Source organism: Brevibacillus invocatus (genome assembly GCF_003710915.1).
Taxonomy (GTDB): Bacteria; Bacillota; Bacilli; order Brevibacillales; family Brevibacillaceae; genus Brevibacillus; species Brevibacillus invocatus.
Genome location: NZ_RHHR01000029.1, coordinates 130,677 through 146,535 on the forward strand (window position 1 = coordinate 130,677; position 15,859 = coordinate 146,535).

15 protein-coding genes and 1 riboswitch are annotated in these 15,859 nt (G+C 49.4%); of the genes, 1 reads left to right on the plus strand and 14 read right to left on the minus strand.

All coding sequences use genetic code 11. The annotated features are described in order from the left end of the window. Positions 1-16: 16 nt before the first annotated feature. The 10 genes from EDM52_RS16255 to EDM52_RS16300 all read right to left on the minus strand — a co-directional run bounded on the left by EDM52_RS16255 (position 17) and on the right by EDM52_RS16300 (position 10,207). Complete coding sequence (locus EDM52_RS16255; RefSeq protein ID WP_122910022.1) at positions 17-1,519, minus strand: sugar ABC transporter ATP-binding protein; 1,503 nt, start codon at positions 1,517-1,519, stop codon at positions 17-19. A gap of 219 nt (positions 1,520-1,738) precedes the next feature. Further along, positions 1,739-2,308 (minus strand): DNA-3-methyladenine glycosylase I, encoded by a 570-nt coding sequence (locus tag EDM52_RS16260; protein WP_122910023.1) that lies wholly within the window; start codon positions 2,306-2,308, stop codon positions 1,739-1,741. A gap of 94 nt (positions 2,309-2,402) precedes the next feature. Continuing rightward, a complete protein-coding gene (locus tag EDM52_RS16265) occupies positions 2,403-3,863 on the minus strand; it encodes an RNA-guided endonuclease InsQ/TnpB family protein (protein ID WP_122910024.1) in 1,461 nt (486 codons plus the stop codon). A gap of 191 nt (positions 3,864-4,054) precedes the next feature. Beyond that, positions 4,055-4,723, minus strand: coding sequence for a DUF4328 domain-containing protein (locus EDM52_RS16270; protein ID WP_122910025.1), 669 nt, complete (start codon positions 4,721-4,723; stop codon positions 4,055-4,057). Positions 4,724-4,748: 25 nt separating this feature from the next. Beyond that, entirely contained in the window at positions 4,749-5,516 is a 768-nt protein-coding gene (locus tag EDM52_RS16275; RefSeq protein ID WP_122910026.1) for a S16 family serine protease, read from the minus strand. Between the two features lie 143 nt (positions 5,517-5,659). Then, positions 5,660-6,790, minus strand: coding sequence for an N-methyl-L-tryptophan oxidase (gene solA, locus EDM52_RS16280; protein ID WP_122910027.1), 1,131 nt, complete (start codon positions 6,788-6,790; stop codon positions 5,660-5,662). 93 nt (positions 6,791-6,883) lie between these two features. Further along, positions 6,884-7,738 (minus strand): MetQ/NlpA family ABC transporter substrate-binding protein, encoded by an 855-nt coding sequence (locus EDM52_RS16285; RefSeq protein ID WP_122910028.1) that lies wholly within the window; start codon positions 7,736-7,738, stop codon positions 6,884-6,886. 152 nt (positions 7,739-7,890) lie between these two features. After that, entirely contained in the window at positions 7,891-8,310 is a 420-nt protein-coding gene (locus EDM52_RS16290) for a Rieske (2Fe-2S) protein (RefSeq protein ID WP_122910029.1), read from the minus strand. Positions 8,311-8,329: 19 nt separating this feature from the next. Continuing rightward, a complete protein-coding gene (locus EDM52_RS16295; protein WP_122910030.1) occupies positions 8,330-9,439 on the minus strand; it encodes an amidohydrolase family protein in 1,110 nt (369 codons plus the stop codon). A 120-nt stretch (positions 9,440-9,559) separates the two neighbouring features. Beyond that, positions 9,560-10,207 carry a TetR family transcriptional regulator gene (locus EDM52_RS16300; RefSeq protein WP_122910031.1) on the minus strand — a complete coding sequence of 216 codons (648 nt, stop codon included), beginning with the start codon at positions 10,205-10,207 and terminating at the stop codon, positions 9,560-9,562. A gap of 234 nt (positions 10,208-10,441) precedes the next feature. Here EDM52_RS16300 and EDM52_RS16305 point away from each other — a divergent pair, with 234 nt between their 5' ends. Then, a complete protein-coding gene (locus EDM52_RS16305; protein ID WP_148038767.1) occupies positions 10,442-11,092 on the plus strand; it encodes a hypothetical protein in 651 nt (216 codons plus the stop codon). Positions 11,093-11,121: 29 nt separating this feature from the next. Here EDM52_RS16305 and EDM52_RS16310 read toward each other — a convergent pair whose 3' ends face one another. The 4 genes from EDM52_RS16310 to EDM52_RS16325 form a co-directional block, all read right to left on the minus strand. Then, entirely contained in the window at positions 11,122-11,919 is a 798-nt protein-coding gene (locus tag EDM52_RS16310) for an alpha/beta fold hydrolase (protein ID WP_122910033.1), read from the minus strand. 79 nt (positions 11,920-11,998) lie between these two features. Further along, the gene (locus EDM52_RS16315; RefSeq protein WP_122910034.1) at positions 11,999-12,997 is read right to left on the minus strand and encodes an ABC transporter permease; all 999 of its coding nucleotides are present in this window, start codon (positions 12,995-12,997) and stop codon (positions 11,999-12,001) included. Position 12,998: 1 nt separating this feature from the next. Continuing rightward, on the minus strand, positions 12,999-14,483 hold the full coding sequence (locus tag EDM52_RS16320; protein WP_122910035.1) for a sugar ABC transporter ATP-binding protein: 1,485 nt from the start codon (positions 14,481-14,483) through the stop codon (positions 12,999-13,001). 70 nt (positions 14,484-14,553) lie between these two features. Further along, the gene (locus EDM52_RS16325) at positions 14,554-15,570 is read right to left on the minus strand and encodes a sugar ABC transporter substrate-binding protein (RefSeq protein ID WP_122910036.1); all 1,017 of its coding nucleotides are present in this window, start codon (positions 15,568-15,570) and stop codon (positions 14,554-14,556) included. Positions 15,571-15,679: 109 nt separating this feature from the next. Further along, positions 15,680-15,796: riboswitch (SAM riboswitch) on the minus strand. Positions 15,797-15,859: the final 63 nt, after the last annotated feature.

A 15,859-nucleotide genomic window follows, 5' to 3' on the forward strand; every position in this document is an offset into this window, starting at 1 on the left:
TGCCTCTGGCAGGTGTCTAGGAAATTGTCTGACTTACCATCGCAGCCTCCAGGATCGCCTCCTGGGTTACAGTCGCGGCATCGAGTGCAGCGGTCACTCTCCCCTCGCGCATGACGATGACCCGGTCACTCATCCCGATCACTTCCGGCATTTCGGAGGAAACCATGATGATGCCGTACCCTTGTGCTGCCAGCTCGCTGATCATTTCGTAAATCGCTGATTTGGCTCCCACGTCAACACCTTTGGTCGGCTCATCCAGAATGATGACGTCCAGCTGTGCCGTCAAAAGTTTGGCCACGACCACTTTTTGCTGATTGCCTCCGGAAAGAGAGCTGGCCAGATCAAAAATGCTCTGTGCCTTGACCTGCACCTTTTCCGCCAGAGACTTCGCCAGCTCCGCCTCTTTCTGTTCATCCACCCAACCGCGACTGGACAGCTGGTCCAACGCAGATAGCGTGATGTTGCGCCCGATGCCCCAATCCAGCACCAAGCCCTGCTTTTGCCGATCCTCTGGCAAATAGCCAATCCCCGACTCCATCGCCTGCCAGGGATGCTTGATGTGAATTTCCTCTCCACGCAGAAATATTCGCCCTTTATCGTAATCCGTAATGCCAAAGATAGCCTGACACACCTCTGTCCTGCCTGCCCCGACCAACCCTGTCAGACCGAGAATCTCTCCGCGCTTCAGGGAAAATGAAATGTCCGCAAAATACCCGGTCTTGCCCAGTCCCTCGACCCGCAGCAGTTCTTCTCCCGGCTCTCCTTGCCGCTTGGGAAAAAGCTGAGTGATTTCCCGTCCCACCATGGCGACGATCAAGTCCTCGTTGGCGATGTCGTTCACACCCCAGGTCCCGATGTAGCGGGAATCGCGAAACACCGTCACTTTGCTCGCCAGACGGTACATATCCTCGAAGCGATGGGAGATGAAGATAATGGCCGCCCCTTGATCCCGCAGCTTCTCCGTAATTTTGTACAGCTCCTCGCTCTCACGCGTAGTCAAGGCGGCCGTCGGCTCATCCATAATAATGATGCGAGCCTGCATGGACAAAGCTTTGGCAATTTCGACGATCTGCTGCTGGGCTACGCTGAGAGCGCCCATTTTCGTTCTCGGGTCCAGATTGCTGCCCAGCTCCTGCAACAGGCGCTTGGCTTCCGCATGCATGTCATTCCAGAGAATCCGCTTTGCTCGTCTGCTGATTTTCTCATGCCCCATAAAAATGTTCTCGGTCACGCTGAGGTCAGGAAAACAGGTCACATGCTGGTAAATGGCGGCGATCCCCAGCTTCTGCGCGTCTTTGGGACTTTTGATTTCTGTCCGTTCCCCATTGAGGTAGAGCTCACCCTCATCGGGCAGGTGAACGCCTGTAATGATTTTGATAAACGTGGATTTACCCGCGCCATTCTCCCCCATCAATGCGTGAATTTCGCCTTTTTTGAGCTGAAATTGGACCTGATCCAATGCCCGCACGCCTGGAAACGCTTTCGTAATTCCTTTCAGCTCCAGAACATATTCCGACATAAATCTCCTCTTTTCTGCCCGAATATATGTTTCTACGTTTGATTAACGGCTTTATTTTATTTGTTTTCGTCTGTTTTTCTTTATATCGCTGATTATATATGTTTTGTTTTTGTTTGTATATGTAATTTTTCTATTTTTCTTTGTTTTCTAAAAAATACTTCACATTCCGAGAGTACAAAAAAGCTGTCCAAGAGTCGCGGGACTCTTAGGACAGTTTCTTTATACTTGATGGGCGTGTTTTGGATAGCAATCACACGTCGTGATGTGGTCATTCACCATGCCCACGGCTTGCATATAGGCGTAGCAGATCGTCGATCCAACAAACTTGAAACCACGCTTCTTCAAATCCTTGCTCATCCGGTCGCTGATTTCCGTCGAAGCCGGCACTTCACTCAGCTGCTGAAAATGGTTTTGGATCGCCTTGCCCCCTACGAAGGACCAGATGTATTCGTGAAAGCTGCCGAATTCCTCTACTACCTTAAAGTAAGCATGGGCATTATTGATGACGGCGCGGATCTTCAGTTTATTGCGTACAATGCCTTCGTCCTGAAGCAGCTCCTCGATCTTTTTCTCGTCGTATTGGACGATTTTCGCCGGGTCAAACTGGTGAAAGGCCTTTCGATACCCTTCCCTTTTCTTCAAAATCGTGTACCAGCTCAACCCTGCCTGCGCCCCTTCGAGATTGAGAAATTCAAACAACAGTCGATCATCGTATACCGGGACACCCCATTCATGATCGTGATATGCTTCATACAAAGGATCTTGTGTCACCCAGCCACAACGGTTCATCCTACCTGCACCCCTTTAATAGCGAACGTATATTCTTATTCTAGAATGAATACTCCCACCACCTATAGAGGTGGGGGTTTCTTATGTGTCGTCCTTATCGGACGCTTAACACAAGCGGAGTTGACACAGCGACAGCCGACAGGCCGTCCAACCCCTCTATTCCATTAGCGAATACCTTTGGAACTTCTTTTCGCAAAATGTTGTAGGCTCCGTTCACATCGGCATTGATCAATGTCCCGTTTGCGCAACGGTACATGCCACGGTGAATTCGCTTCCCTGAAAAGATTGCGATTGTATCGCTTTCACCATACGTAGGGATGTCGTCGTTATCTAGGAAGCTTGCTTTTGAAGTGTAGGATTCTTCCCTCACGATGGTTGTCATCCCTGACCGCTTTGCCTTGTAGCGAATCATTTGAATCAACAGGTTGTGCGGAATGTGGCAAAACGATTGATTGTTCCTTTTGCCCATATTGGATTCGCTTTTCCATTGGGTGTTATGACCAATGACAATCGTTCCGATCTGCTCTTGTAAAGCGATTTCCACAATGGCATGACTTGCCTTATGGAAGATGTCCTTGATTTTGAGAAATCGCTTGCGATGCAAACGTTCCAGTCGTTTCGAGGTCTTTTGTCCTTCATGCGACTTCTTTCCTTGGCGCAAAATGCCAACAAAATACGCCTTTTGCTTGTTGTAATACTGATTGATCGACTTGACAACTTTGCCCTTGACCAACGTAGGCGTTCTGCCTGTATTGGTCACAATGGTTGCAAGGTTATCAATGCCCAGATCAATCGCCATCACTCGATCCAAAGGATGCTGTTGCGGTTGCTCGTCACAAGTAAAAATGAGTTCCACCACATAGCGTCCGTAGGACGGAATCACTCGTACTTGCATAAGCCTCCCGTTTGTAAAGCCGACTTTCCCAATATTCAACCGTTGCTTCGTAAAAGGAAGCTTCAAGAACCGATGATTCCTGATTTCGCAATCCTGATTCGTGAAAATGAACTCTTTTTGTGGAGTACGGCAATACTTCGGAATCCGTGGCTTTCCTGACAAGGAAGTTGGATTGCTCTTATACTTCTTGATTAAGGCAAAAAAACTCTTCCAATTTTGAAACGCTACTTTCATGATGTTCTGACTGCTTTGCGTCGGTAAGGCTCGATAGTTTTCCTGCCCCATCGCTTTGAACAGCGCATCGAGGAAGTGGTAGCTAAGCATCGGTTCTTCCTTGGTTGGAAGGGGAAGCAGGTTCGCTTTCACGTCTTTACGCTGCTCCTCAGGCTTCATGCTTTCCTTTACCACCTTTTTCTGGAAAGCAAGAAATTGATTCTCATTCATTGCATCCAAATGTTGATGAATGAGGTCCATCACTTCCTGTTGGAGCGGTTGAAGCTCCTTGCCTTGGGTGAGAGCCGTATACACCTGCCGAATGAAGAAGTTCGTGGTGTTGTACAAGCTTTTGGCTTGTTGACACAACTGCTGAAAGTACGGAAAGAGCCGATGTCCTGGTTTGATCCAGATCTGGTAGGTTTGGTAGGAACCTTTGTCGTGCATGTGTTTTCACCTCCTTTTGCAAGCGTCCTGCATACGGAACATTCGTTCGTTATGTTCTCTTTGATTATATGCAAAAGAAGGAAAAAAGAAAAGCGATTCACCCCACCACTTATAGAAGTGGGGGTACTCTCGCTTAACTTAGATAGATGATCTTTGGAGGGAGTGCAAGTTTTGTTGCCAGAATGCTCCAATCATACTCCTGCTTCAGACTCTTCACCGGAAGCAGCCCCCGCTTCTTCAGCAGCTGTGGCTGCTTCCTGTTCCAATTGAAGCTGCTGCTGATGCTCCCTCACCGCCTTCAACCCGCTCGTAATCGCGACGAACATCGCAATATAGGACAACGAGACAATCACTTCCATACCCACCGTAAGCAAGAGCAGGTTGATAGAGTACTCTTCCTCCATCAACAATCTTCTGTTCAGAAAGCTATAGATCATATGAGAAAAATAATAGTAGGGAATGAACGCGCGCAGTCTTTTCCCATGCTTTTTGACACTGGTATCATACTGGATCAAAAAACGCGACATATTTGAATAGATCGTCCAAAGCCCGACGATGTTGTAGAACGGGATCAAGATTCGGCAAAGCGCCCCGCCAGGTGTGACCGGATAATCCGGGCTGATCTCCTTGTATTCTTTATGCACGCGATAAATCCAGCCTAAAAATAAAATCGTCGCAATAATTGCCGCAATACTGGTAAAAATCCCAACTGCAATATCGAGATCTATCACGAATTCCATGTAAAACGGCTCATTCCACGCTTCGACCAGGCTAAATAGCAGGCTGACCCCTGAACTCGCCAAACCAACTATCAAAAAGACAAATAAATATTTGCCCCATGCATCGACTTTTTCTTGCATCTCACTGACTCTCCTTTTTTCTCCCTTACGGCAAACTCGCTAAATAAACCAGGGCTTCATCCAAGGTTTCCACGGGGACAATCTTCATCTTCGGATTGACCGTAAGCTGATATTGCTCTGCTTCTTCCTGATTGCTCAAGCCATCGTAGAAAAAGGAGTACACTTCCTTGTCTTTGGGAACCAGAAAGTGGGTGACGCCCTGCTCTTCTGCCGTCAGCAGCTTTTCCTGGATTCCGTCAATAGAGCCAACCGTTCCATCGAATTCCATCGTCCCGGTCCCTGCAATCATGTACTTCCCACCTCTGGAGAAATCCTCGCCCGTCTCTTCCTCCACTAGCCCGATCGCGACCATCAGACCAAAGGAATCACCGTGATACTCGGCAGCCTGATCCATGATGCTCGCATATTTCTCGTCCTGTGAGTCCTCCTGGTTCACAGAATATCCTGAAACCTCAATAGCGTTGGAGACAACCATTTCTTTATAATCGTCGCCAATCTCTTCTGCCTCATCGTCCAATTCGACCTCTTCTTCACTCATGGGGCGAAACCTCACATCTCGCTCCTCAGCCCAATAATCCATTTGCACCAGGATTTTTTCGAGATTGTTGGCCGTAACCCCACCTTCGATATAAGTAAAGTACACGTTGCCATCAATGCCCAGCTTTTGAATCGACACGATCTCTCCCGTCGCGTAAAAGCTTTCGTAGCGCGGATAGGCCAACAGGAGGGTAAGCACTGTAGGAATGGCCAGCAATCCCGCCAAGACCCATTTTTCTTTCTTGTTAAATTTCACGTTGATCACCTGTCAGTAGGTTTCTTTTCCAAATTATACAATTTTTCATTATACATGAATACAGGATTTCCTTTCCGGTTATTCCCATGTACAAAAAGAAACCCGAGACAGCGGCCTCGGGCAGTGGTGAGAAAATAGCCTAATCACATAAAACGTCGCAGTGAAAATGGAGTGATATCCATCTCTGTCTTCCCTTTCAAGCTCATCTGCATGGCGATTTCGCCAATCGCGCTGGCAAACTTGAAGCCGTGAGCCGAGCAGGCTGAGATGAGCAGGACATGCTCGTGGTCGGGATGACGATCGATAATAAAATCGTGGTCGGGCGTCCAGGTGACAAGACATACCTGTCCGCGCTTGTTCTGGCGGGACACACCCGGGAAAAAGCGTTCGACCATGAGGGCCAAATCCCCCTCATCATCGGGCTGGGAACCAAATTCCCTGTTTACCTCGTCAGGGTCAACGATTCTTCCTGCATCATGGCTGCCTATTTTCAACCCGGAGCCCTGGATGCTAGGGAAGCCATAGAAGCGCTCTCCCGGCAAATCCATGAAGTACGAGGGAAAAGATCCAAGTCCGTACAAGGCTTCGTCAGCTTCGTACCACACTGCCGTTTTTCGGAAGGGCTGCAGGGGAATGTCAAGATCGCGCAGCAGTGAGCCAGTCCACGCTCCAGCGGTCACAACCAGCCTGTCCGCCTGAAAATCCCCCTTTTCCGTATGCACAGTCACGCCGTCTGCATGATAGGTAATCCGATTCGCTCTCGTGTTCATGCAGAGCTCGGCTCCATGATGCTGTGCGACACGGCGATAGGCGGAAATGCACGCCTCGCTGTAGAGCAGCCCGGAATTTGGTTCAAAGGCGCCAATCAAGTCGTCTTCTATCCGAATCCCCGGCCAACGCTTCCGCACTTCTGCCGCTTCCAGGATCTCCAGCGGCAAGAAAAACTCCTTGGAGCTGGCGATTTCCTCTATGAGAAAAGGAGAATCCGATTTTCCAAGTCCCAATACGCCAGTCTTCTCGAAAAGGCGCTCTCCCGTCTCTTCCTCCAGTTGATGCCATAGCTTCTGAGCGTGCAGCACCAGCGGTACGTATTTTTTCCCTTCCCCGTAGGCGTGCCGTATCATGCGCGTATCACCGTGATGGCTGCCCTGATGATCAGGCGGATCAAATGCGTCCAGCAACAGCACACTGGCCCCCTGCTTGGCGATAAAGGCCCCTGCAGCCATTCCCATCGAGCCTGCCCCTAAGACGATGACGTCAACTCTCTTCTTCATTCCAGTACCCCCTCCAGGCTTTATCTCTAAAAAACAAGGCCCCCTCCTAATAGGAAGAGACCTGTGTAGACGGGTGAATAGACAGACTGCCGATTACCAGGCAGCTACCATCGAATCACCGTATTTTTCTTCAACGAACTTCTTCACCTCATCAGACTGGTAAGCTTTCACCAGCTTTTGGAACACTGGCTTGTCTTGTTCTCCCTCACGAACGGCAATAATGTTCACCCAAGGAGAATCTTTTGGTTCCATGTAGATGGCGTCTTTGGTTGGAACCAATCCAGCTTCGATCGCGAAGTTGGTGTTGATCACGGCAGCGCTCATATTACCCAATGTTTTAGGAATGAAAGCGGCATCCAGTTCTTTGAAAGTCAGGTTTTTCGGATTTTCTGCGATGTCGAGGACAGTCGCTTTTACACCTTTGCCTTCTTTCAATTTGATCAGACCAGCGCTTTCAAACAGAATCAGAGCGCGTGCACCATTGGTCGGGTCGTTTGGCAGACCTACGATGTCTCCTTCTTTCAGCTCGGAGATATCTTTGATTTTCTCGGAATAGATACCGATCGGGAAGTTGATCGTATCAGCCAGCTTCACAACTTTCGTGCCGTGGTTTGCATTGAACTCTTCCATGTACGGTACGTGTTGGAAAGCGTTGGCATCGAGATCACCTTTGTCCAAAGCTTTATTTGGCAGCACGTAGTCGTTGAACGGTACGAGCTCCAGAGTCAAGCCGTCTTTTGCTGCTACGTCTTTTGCTACTTTCCAGATCTCTTCTTCCGATCCGGACATTACGCCGATTTTTAGTGTTTCATTTTGTTGTTCGGCAGCTGGTGTGCCACCTTCAGAACCAGTGCCGGTTTGTGGAGCTGCTTGCTGACCGCCGCCGCAACCAGTCACAACCAAAGCCAGAGCGAGTCCCATAAATAGAGATAGATATGACTTCTTCATAATGTCCCCCAAATTTTGTTAATATTTCCGATTGGATAACTACGAATTAAATTATCCACATCTTCTCTAGTTTCGTCAATCCTTTTTCTATTTATTAATAAACTTATCGTGTGGTCATTCATGGATGTGATTCTACTATAGTGCTTCTGCCATCAGGAGGATAAGATACAGGAGAATTCTTTGCGCGTAACCTGTTCCGGCGCTCGATCGAGATACAGGACGATTTCCCCGCCTTCTTCTTTAACCTCGTACATTTTGATAGACAGATCCGGCGAGAACATCGCTTTCCCTGTTTTCAGGTTGAATTCCCAACCGTGCAGCGGGCAACGAATGATCTCATTGTGATTGCCGTAGATGTACTGATGCGGATCAGAGGGTAGCATCGTTCCCACAACCGAGCCGTACAGCATCGGAACACCCTGATGGGGACAGCTGTTTCGAAAGGCGTAGCAGACTCCCTCTGCACGAATCAAGCCGATTTCTACTCCGTTGACTTCGATCAGCTGCCGCGAGCCTTCCTGCATTTCCTCGGCAGGACAGACGACCAAACGATGCTTTTCTTTTGTACTCACTTCCCGTCTCCCCTTCCTATTAAAACCGGAATGACTCCAGCGGATTTTGATAAAAGATCTTATCCTTCAGCTCTTGCGGGAAGTGCAAGAACGCCCGATCCAGCTCGTCTCCGTCCCAGTGCGGATAATCACTGCAGAACAGCAACATGTGCTCGGCGTCGATCATCTGAATGATTTCGATCAGGTCTTTTGGTCTGGCAGGCTCCTCGATGGGCTGGGTACCGAAGCGGATATTGCGGCGAATGTACTCGCTTGGCAGCATTTTCAGCCAAGGCACCTCATGACGCAACGCCTTCCAGTTCTTGTCCATCCGCCACATCGTCGGTGCGATCCAGGAAAAACCGTATTCGATGAAATTGACCTTCAGGTTCGGAAATTGTTCAAAGACACCGTCTGCGACGAGACTGATGACATTGCGCTGACCGATCAGACCCAGCGAGGTGTGCCACTCCATATACGTAGAAGCCGGTCCGACCCCAGCAGTCGCTGCATACTCCCCAGTACCCTCAGAATCCGGGTGCAGCACGATTGGAAGATTGTACGCCTCAGCAATCTCATAGATTGGCCAGTAGTGACGTTTGCCCAGTGGAATATTCACGCAGTGCATGTTGATCCCGACGATTTCAGGACGCTTGCCGATGCGCTCGATCTCTTTTACCGCCGTTGCCGGATCAAGCGGGGTGATCTCCATCGTCATCCGGTAGCGTGGATCGCTTTTGATCCATTTGTCATACAACCAGTCATTGGCAGCGGACGTGTATTTCGCTGCTACCTCAACATTGTGGAAAGCAGCCATCGTCCCGTGACCAATATTCAAGATACCGTAGGTGGTATTGCAGCGATCCAACAGATCTTGCGCCAGAAAAGCAGGATCACTGCCGGGAATATCGCCATTTGGCGGAAAAGCATCCGCACGCAAAGGCACTGGCAACGGATTGGCATACGGCGAGGAAGGAAACTTGAAGGAACCGCTGTTTTGCTTCGCCAGAGCACCCTTGGCGAATTTGCCGATATTCATATACTGCTGGATCGATTCGTCCAGATAAGGAACCAACTCGTTGAAATCGCTCAATACCGGATGGATGTCACAATCGATCAAACCACCCGTTCTTTTGGACTGCGCTACCATGCCAACACACCTCTTTTGAATGGAGTATTTTGAATACGGTCATATTATGAACGCGTTCATAATTTAAGTTGAACCTATTATCTCTCTCCTGAAAAAGAGGGTCAAGAAGAAAAAAACGGACTATAGCGTCCGCATGATGGTTCGGATGTATTTCATGGTTTTCTCGGCAGCTTCCTGCGGGTCGGCATCCCGACGCTTGTTCAGCACTGTCGTCATCATCCCTTCCCAGATCAGGACAGCCATATCGTTGACCTCCTCAATTTTCTCATCCGACAGCTGCTGCTCCTGCTTGGCCAATTCCAGCAATGCCTTGCTGCGCGAGGTGAGATCCGGATCGTACAGCATCGGCCTGATCTCTTCTGTAAAGCCGATCAGATCGCTGGAGTAGATGGAAAAGTAATGCTCCAGCATGTCCTGAGGTTTTTGCCCCAGATCGGCAATGAACAAGGCGTGATAGATTTGCGGTTTGGCAAAAGAATGTTTGCAAAAGCACTCCCAGCTCAGCACGTACTTGTCCACGTACGTCTCTCCCCGCTCCAGATACAGCGGAAGCTCTTGCAAGTATTCCTTCACAAATCGCATGGAGGCAAAGTAGAGAAGATGGGACAGCTCTTCAAAATAATTGTAGATCGTCGAACTGGTGTATCCTGCACGTTCCCCGATTTTTCGGGCGCTGACATGCTCGATGCCCTCCTCCTCGATGATCTCCACTGTCGCATCCACGAAATATTGCAGCATCCGCTTGATCTGCTTTTCTCTTCTCGCCATAAGCGGCCACCTTTCTTGATATCTGCTCATGGTCAAGCAGAACTCTTCATCTCCCTGATTATACCGTATCCGGCAAGATAAATGGCAAAATCACCCTGATTGCAGGTTTTTGAGCATTCCGTAGAGTAAGATATTTATGAGATTCGTTTTTCCATATGTTAGATCGAACAGCTTCAAAAGCAGATCGAGAACTTACATGAAGCTGAATCCATGAGGAATCTAGGAGATAACCAAGTGATGCAAGATTATGACTATCTGGTGAAGATGTTCAACTCAACGGATGATAAAGGAGCTGGCCATGATTTTGATCTGCAGCATCAGCCCGGAAGCCAGGATTACAAAGCCGTCCTGAAAGCATTTGTACAGCACGAACTGAAGAAGGAAATCCGCAGTTTTATAACGGTAAGCCACTCTGTCAATCCTCGAACCATGCTGGTCACGACAACAGACGGTACCGCGATCGAAGTGCGCATGCAAAAACTGAACAACCTCGATCACATATGGAGAGTTACGGGTTCCAACTGGATGACACCAACTGGCTACGCTTCAGCTGACGAACGCTACCGCATGTTGCAAATAGAGGAGGCTCCTGTCCAAGTTCGTGAATGGGCAACCCAATGGATGGCCTCTTCGGATTGGGAAAAACACTACTTGCTGCTCGGCGAAAAAACGTACGTATTGATCAAAACCTCAGAAAGCAACACAGACTCTGTGGAATTGCAGGATCTAGGTTTTTGGGCAGGGGAACTGTCCGTATCATTCCAGACGTTTGATTATAGCAAAACAGCAGATCCCTCGCTGATTAGCGATTATCTGCTGCTTGAAGTAGACTATGCTGCCGAGCATGGGGTCAGCTTTAGGGAATCCTACTCCTACCGCGAGTAGCTGGAGAGCCTTCTAAAAAGCGCTACATCCTACCTGGCAAACACCTGACTGTGCTGCCTCTGGATAAAGCCGATCGACAGACGATTGAATTCATCCGGTTGATCAACGTTGACCACATGACCAGATTTGGCAATCATGCTAAGTTTGGAATTTTTCTGTTTTTTTACGTGTGACTGAACGGATGGCAGGAACATGTAATCCTCTTCGCCCATGATATACAAAGTAGGAATCTCGGTTTCCTTTGCCAACAGGTTAGATAGAAAACCATTCACACCCTTGGTCAGCTTGAACCATCGCTTGAATTCCTTTTGACAGAGCTTTTTGGCCTCCCGTACAAACAAGGAGCGTGATTCCCGATGTCTTTGGCTCGGCATGATCACCCAGGCAAACAAACGGTACAGCCACATGTAAGGGACGATGTGCTTTACCAAATTGCCCAGCGAAATCAACACCTGGGAACGAAAATTCAGACGAATGACGGCACCACCCATGACCATCGAGCGGATTTTGGACGGCTCCTTCTCGGCAATCGACTGAACAATGATCGTCCCCAGCGAGATCCCGACAAAATGGGTGGAGGAAATGTTCAGATGGTTCAACACATCGATGATATCTTTGCTTACATCTGCAAAAGTATAATCGGCAAACCATTTTCGCTTCACATTCTTGGATTTTCCATGCCCGCGCAAATCAATTAACAAGATGTTGAACTTCTCCTTGAAAGCTCGAAGCTGTTTATACCAAATGGATGAACTTCCGCCGGCACCGTGTACAAAGGTCACCCATTCACAATTTTCTCCACGTATGTACGTCTTGTAGTAAATCAAAAGCACAACCTCCCGGATCTATTATATAAGAGGTTGTGCATATAAGAAAAGGTTTACCATTCTCTGGAACACGACGGCATTACGCCTTCCGTTTTCTTCTCACCTGATAGTAGGTAACAGCCAGTGCCAATGCCAGCACGACCCCTTTGATAATATCGTAGGCGTAATAGGGAAGATTGAGCATGGTCATGCCGTTCAACAGCACCCCGATCAGGATCGCACCCACGAACGTACCGAATACGTTGGGCTTGCCTACCCCAAAGACTGAAAAGCCGACAAAGGCTGCTGCTACCGCATCCATCAGCATGGAGCTGCCACTGCTCACCTGTCCTGTTCCGATACGGGCCGCCAACAGCATGCCCCCTAGTCCAGCAAACAGAGCGGAAAGCACGTAGGCGAGCGTGCGATAACGATTGACAGGTATCCCGGACAAGCGGGCTGCCTCCAGATTGCCACCTGTCATGTACAGCATGCGTCCCTGCTTGGTATAGGTCAGGTATACGTGTGTGATCGCGACCAACAAAAAGGTCAGAATCACCGGAACCGGCACAGAAAACCATTCCCCCTGGCCCAGCCAGAGAAACCATTCCTGGAATTTGCCCGGAGCCGTGGTCCCGTCTTGCATCGGCATGTTTGCATAAATCGAGTAGCCCTTGGAGTAGGTCATGTGCACGCCATTGACGATATAGAGCATCGCCAGTGTAGCCAGCAGGTCCGGAATGCGGATTTTTACGACGAGAAAAGCATTGACCAGCCCGACCAAGAGACTGAGTACGATCGGCACCACCAGGGTAAGAAACGGTCCCTGCTCATACCAGACCATCATGGACGCTGCGGTCACCGTCGTCAGGGAAACAGTGGAACCCACCGAGAGGTCAAATCCTCCGACGATCAGTGAAAACGTAACCCCGATCGCAACGAACGTCACAATCGAGATCGAACGCAATATATCCTTCAGATTGTCGTATGTGAAAAAGTACGGATTGGTCAGACTGAAATACAGTACAACCAGGGCGATTACCGCCACCGTACCGTATTTATAGACCCAATCAAACAAACTCGTTTTTTGTCCCTCCATCTTACTCACCTCCGCTTGCGTAATACATGATCAGTTCCTGAGTCGCTTGCTCGCGATCCAATTCCTTGACGATTCTGCCCTCGCACATGACCAGAATCCGGTCCGCGATTCCCAGTACTTCTGCGAACTCGCAGGAAAAGTACAGCACACCCTTTTTATTTGCTGCCAGATTGCCGATCAAACGATAGATGTCGCTCTTCGCTCCGATGTCTACGCCCTTGGTCGGCTCATCGAACATAAATATAGAAGAATCGGTATCCAGCCATTTGCCGATCGCTACTTTTTGCTGATTGCCGCCGCTGAGCAGACCCACGAGCAAGCTGCTGTCCGCTGTTTTGACTCCGACTCGCTTGATCAGATCATTGGCCTGCAGGGCTTCCAGACTATGACGTACAAAGCCGAATGCAGACGACAGTGTCGCTACCGACAAATTGCGCTTGACCGACTCCTCTACGAAAATCCCTTCCTTGCGTCTTTCTTCCGGCACGAGGACGATACCGGCATCTACCGCATCCTTGGGTGTTCGCAGATGAAGCTTCTTCCCTTTCAGAACGATGTCTCCTGCATCACTTGGATCAGCTCCAAAGAGGAGGCGCGCCAGCTCAGTCTTTCCTGCGCCGACCAGACCTACGACACCGACGATCTCTCCTTCACGCACCGTCAAGTCAGCACCGCGAACCTTGCCGCCTTTTACCCCGGCAACCTCCAGAAGGGGCTCCCCCATCTCCACATCGACCTTCGGGAACTCCTCGGCAAAGCTTTTCCCCAGCATATGGCTTATCACTTCGTCCATGTCGGTTGCAGCGGTTTCCGTCGTATGCACCCGCTGACCGTCGCGCATGATCGTGATTCGGTCGCATATTTGAAAAATCTCCGGCAGACGATGCGAAATGTAGATAATCCCGACTCCTGCCTGTTTCAGCTGCGCAATGATCTGAAACAGCCGCTCGCACTCCCGGTTGCTCAGTGGGGCCGTCGGTTCGTCGAATATGACGAACTTCGCCTTTTGCACAGTGGCTCGCGCGATCAGGATCAGCTGTTTCTCAGACAGCGTACATGCTTCTACCTGTTTTTTGACCGAGATCGAAAAGCCAAACTCGCGCAAAATGTCTTCCGCCTGTGAGTAGATTCGCGGCCACCGAATCAAATCCGTGCCTTTGGCTTGCACGAGCTGGTCCAGCAAAATGTTCTCTGCCACGCTCAAATAAGGGATCAGAGCGGTATCCACCTCCTGGTAGACACACTGTACACCCTGCGCTTTGGCATCCTGAGGCGAATGAATCTGCAGCTGCTCCCCATCGATCGAGATCGAGCCTTCGTCAGTCTGATACGCCCCCGTCAATATCTTCATCAACGTGCTTTTTCCAGCGCCATTCGCTCCCAGAAGAGCATGAACCTCCCCTGCCTTCACTTCAAAATCGACTCCTCGCAAAGCAGGCACACCGGAAAAAGCCTTGACGATTCCTTTCATTTGTAGAATCGACATCCCATTCACCCCCTAAATGGAAGATTCCCGTTGATGGATCAACGGGAATAACCAACCAGCACGATCCGCATTACTTGCCCCACTCAGTGATATATTGGGACAACTCTGCCATCGTTACTTTTTTATCCTTTGGCAAGTCATCCTGCTTGACCAGCAATGGATTCAGCTTCACACTGTCGGGAACCTCTTCCCCTTTGATTTTCTTGAAGACCGTTTCCGCGTGAATACGGCCAATGTTGGATGGATCGACAGCTGCTGTAGCTGCCCAAGGTGAGTTGTCTGCTTGCATCAGCTGCAGGTCCTCGTCACTCAGGTCAATTCCGTAAACCTTGATCTCCGTACGTCCGGCTTGCTGGATCGCGCGAGTCGCTCCTTTGGCGAATTCATCCCACGCTGCCCAGACAGCAGTGATGTCTCCCTTGTTCGGATATTGACGCAGGATCGCTTCCATCTGTGTTTGTGTATCTACTGCGGTATTGTTCGTCGCACTGCCGAATGCCGCGATTTCTTTGATATCTGGATATTTCTTCAGGAATTCCTCGTATTTCACCTGACGTTTTTCCATCGGTGCGAAGCCGGCCACCCAGATCTTCACGATGTTTCCCTTACCGTTGTGGTCACTCGCCAGTTGTTCCAGGCTCAGTTCAGCCAGCTTCTGGTCATCCTGCTCGACGACAGGCACTCCCGGAATGCTGATATCGGTGTCAAACAAGACGACTGGAATCTTTTTGTCGACTGCTTTTTGGGTTCCTTGCTGGAGCGCTTCCGCCGTTCCGTGGTCGATCAGAATGCCATCGAAGTTCTGGTTGACTGCCGCATCCAGATTGGACGCCATTTTCGCCAGATCCGTATTGGCGTTAAAGACAGTCAGCTCGCCGCCATGTTTCTCTACCTCTGCTTTTACGCCGCTGATGTATTGTGCCGAGAAGGTTCCGACATCCTGGCGCATCACCAAAGCGATCCGCTTTTTGTCTCCAGCTGCCGCATCTCCACCCTGGGATGTGCTACCAGCACCGCCTCCGCAAGCGGTCAATAACAAGGACAAACTCAATGCCAAAAAACTAATCCGACTAACATGCTTTTTCATATTGTTTTACCCCCTTTTGTCTGTTTACCTTGATCCAAAGAAGAGGCCTGAGCAATCAAAAAGCCCCTTTCTTTATATAAAGAAAGAGGCTTCAATCACAGATCTACGCCTCTTATCTTTCAGGTATGCGATCTACCTGTAGGAATTAGCACCTTGGTACGCCAATAACTCGTACTAGGTTGCCGGGCTTCATAGGGCCAGTCCCTCAGCCTTCTCTGGATAAGAGTAATTTACATATTCACAAGTGTAATTCAAGTTCTATAACAGAATAGTATTCAAGAATCACCTA

Coding starts and splice junctions, on each gene's coding strand:
- EDM52_RS16315 (WP_122910034.1), bottom strand. CDS start 12,997: ATGGAGGGACAAAAAACGAGTTTGTTTGATTGGGTCTATAAATACGGT.
- EDM52_RS16255 (WP_122910022.1), bottom strand. CDS start 1,519: ATGTCGGAATATGTTCTGGAGCTGAAAGGAATTACGAAAGCGTTTCCA.
- EDM52_RS16295 (WP_122910030.1), bottom strand. CDS start 9,439: ATGGTAGCGCAGTCCAAAAGAACGGGTGGTTTGATCGATTGTGACATC.
- EDM52_RS16270 (WP_122910025.1), bottom strand. CDS start 4,723: ATGCAAGAAAAAGTCGATGCATGGGGCAAATATTTATTTGTCTTTTTG.
- solA (WP_122910027.1), bottom strand. CDS start 6,790: ATGAAGAAGAGAGTTGACGTCATCGTCTTAGGGGCAGGCTCGATGGGA.
- EDM52_RS16300 (WP_122910031.1), bottom strand. CDS start 10,207: ATGGCGAGAAGAGAAAAGCAGATCAAGCGGATGCTGCAATATTTCGTG.
- EDM52_RS16260 (WP_122910023.1), bottom strand. CDS start 2,308: ATGAACCGTTGTGGCTGGGTGACACAAGATCCTTTGTATGAAGCATAT.
- EDM52_RS16265 (WP_122910024.1), bottom strand. CDS start 3,863: ATGCACGACAAAGGTTCCTACCAAACCTACCAGATCTGGATCAAACCA.
- EDM52_RS16285 (WP_122910028.1), bottom strand. CDS start 7,738: ATGAAGAAGTCATATCTATCTCTATTTATGGGACTCGCTCTGGCTTTG.
- EDM52_RS16320 (WP_122910035.1), bottom strand. CDS start 14,483: ATGTCGATTCTACAAATGAAAGGAATCGTCAAGGCTTTTTCCGGTGTG.
- EDM52_RS16325 (WP_122910036.1), bottom strand. CDS start 15,570: ATGAAAAAGCATGTTAGTCGGATTAGTTTTTTGGCATTGAGTTTGTCC.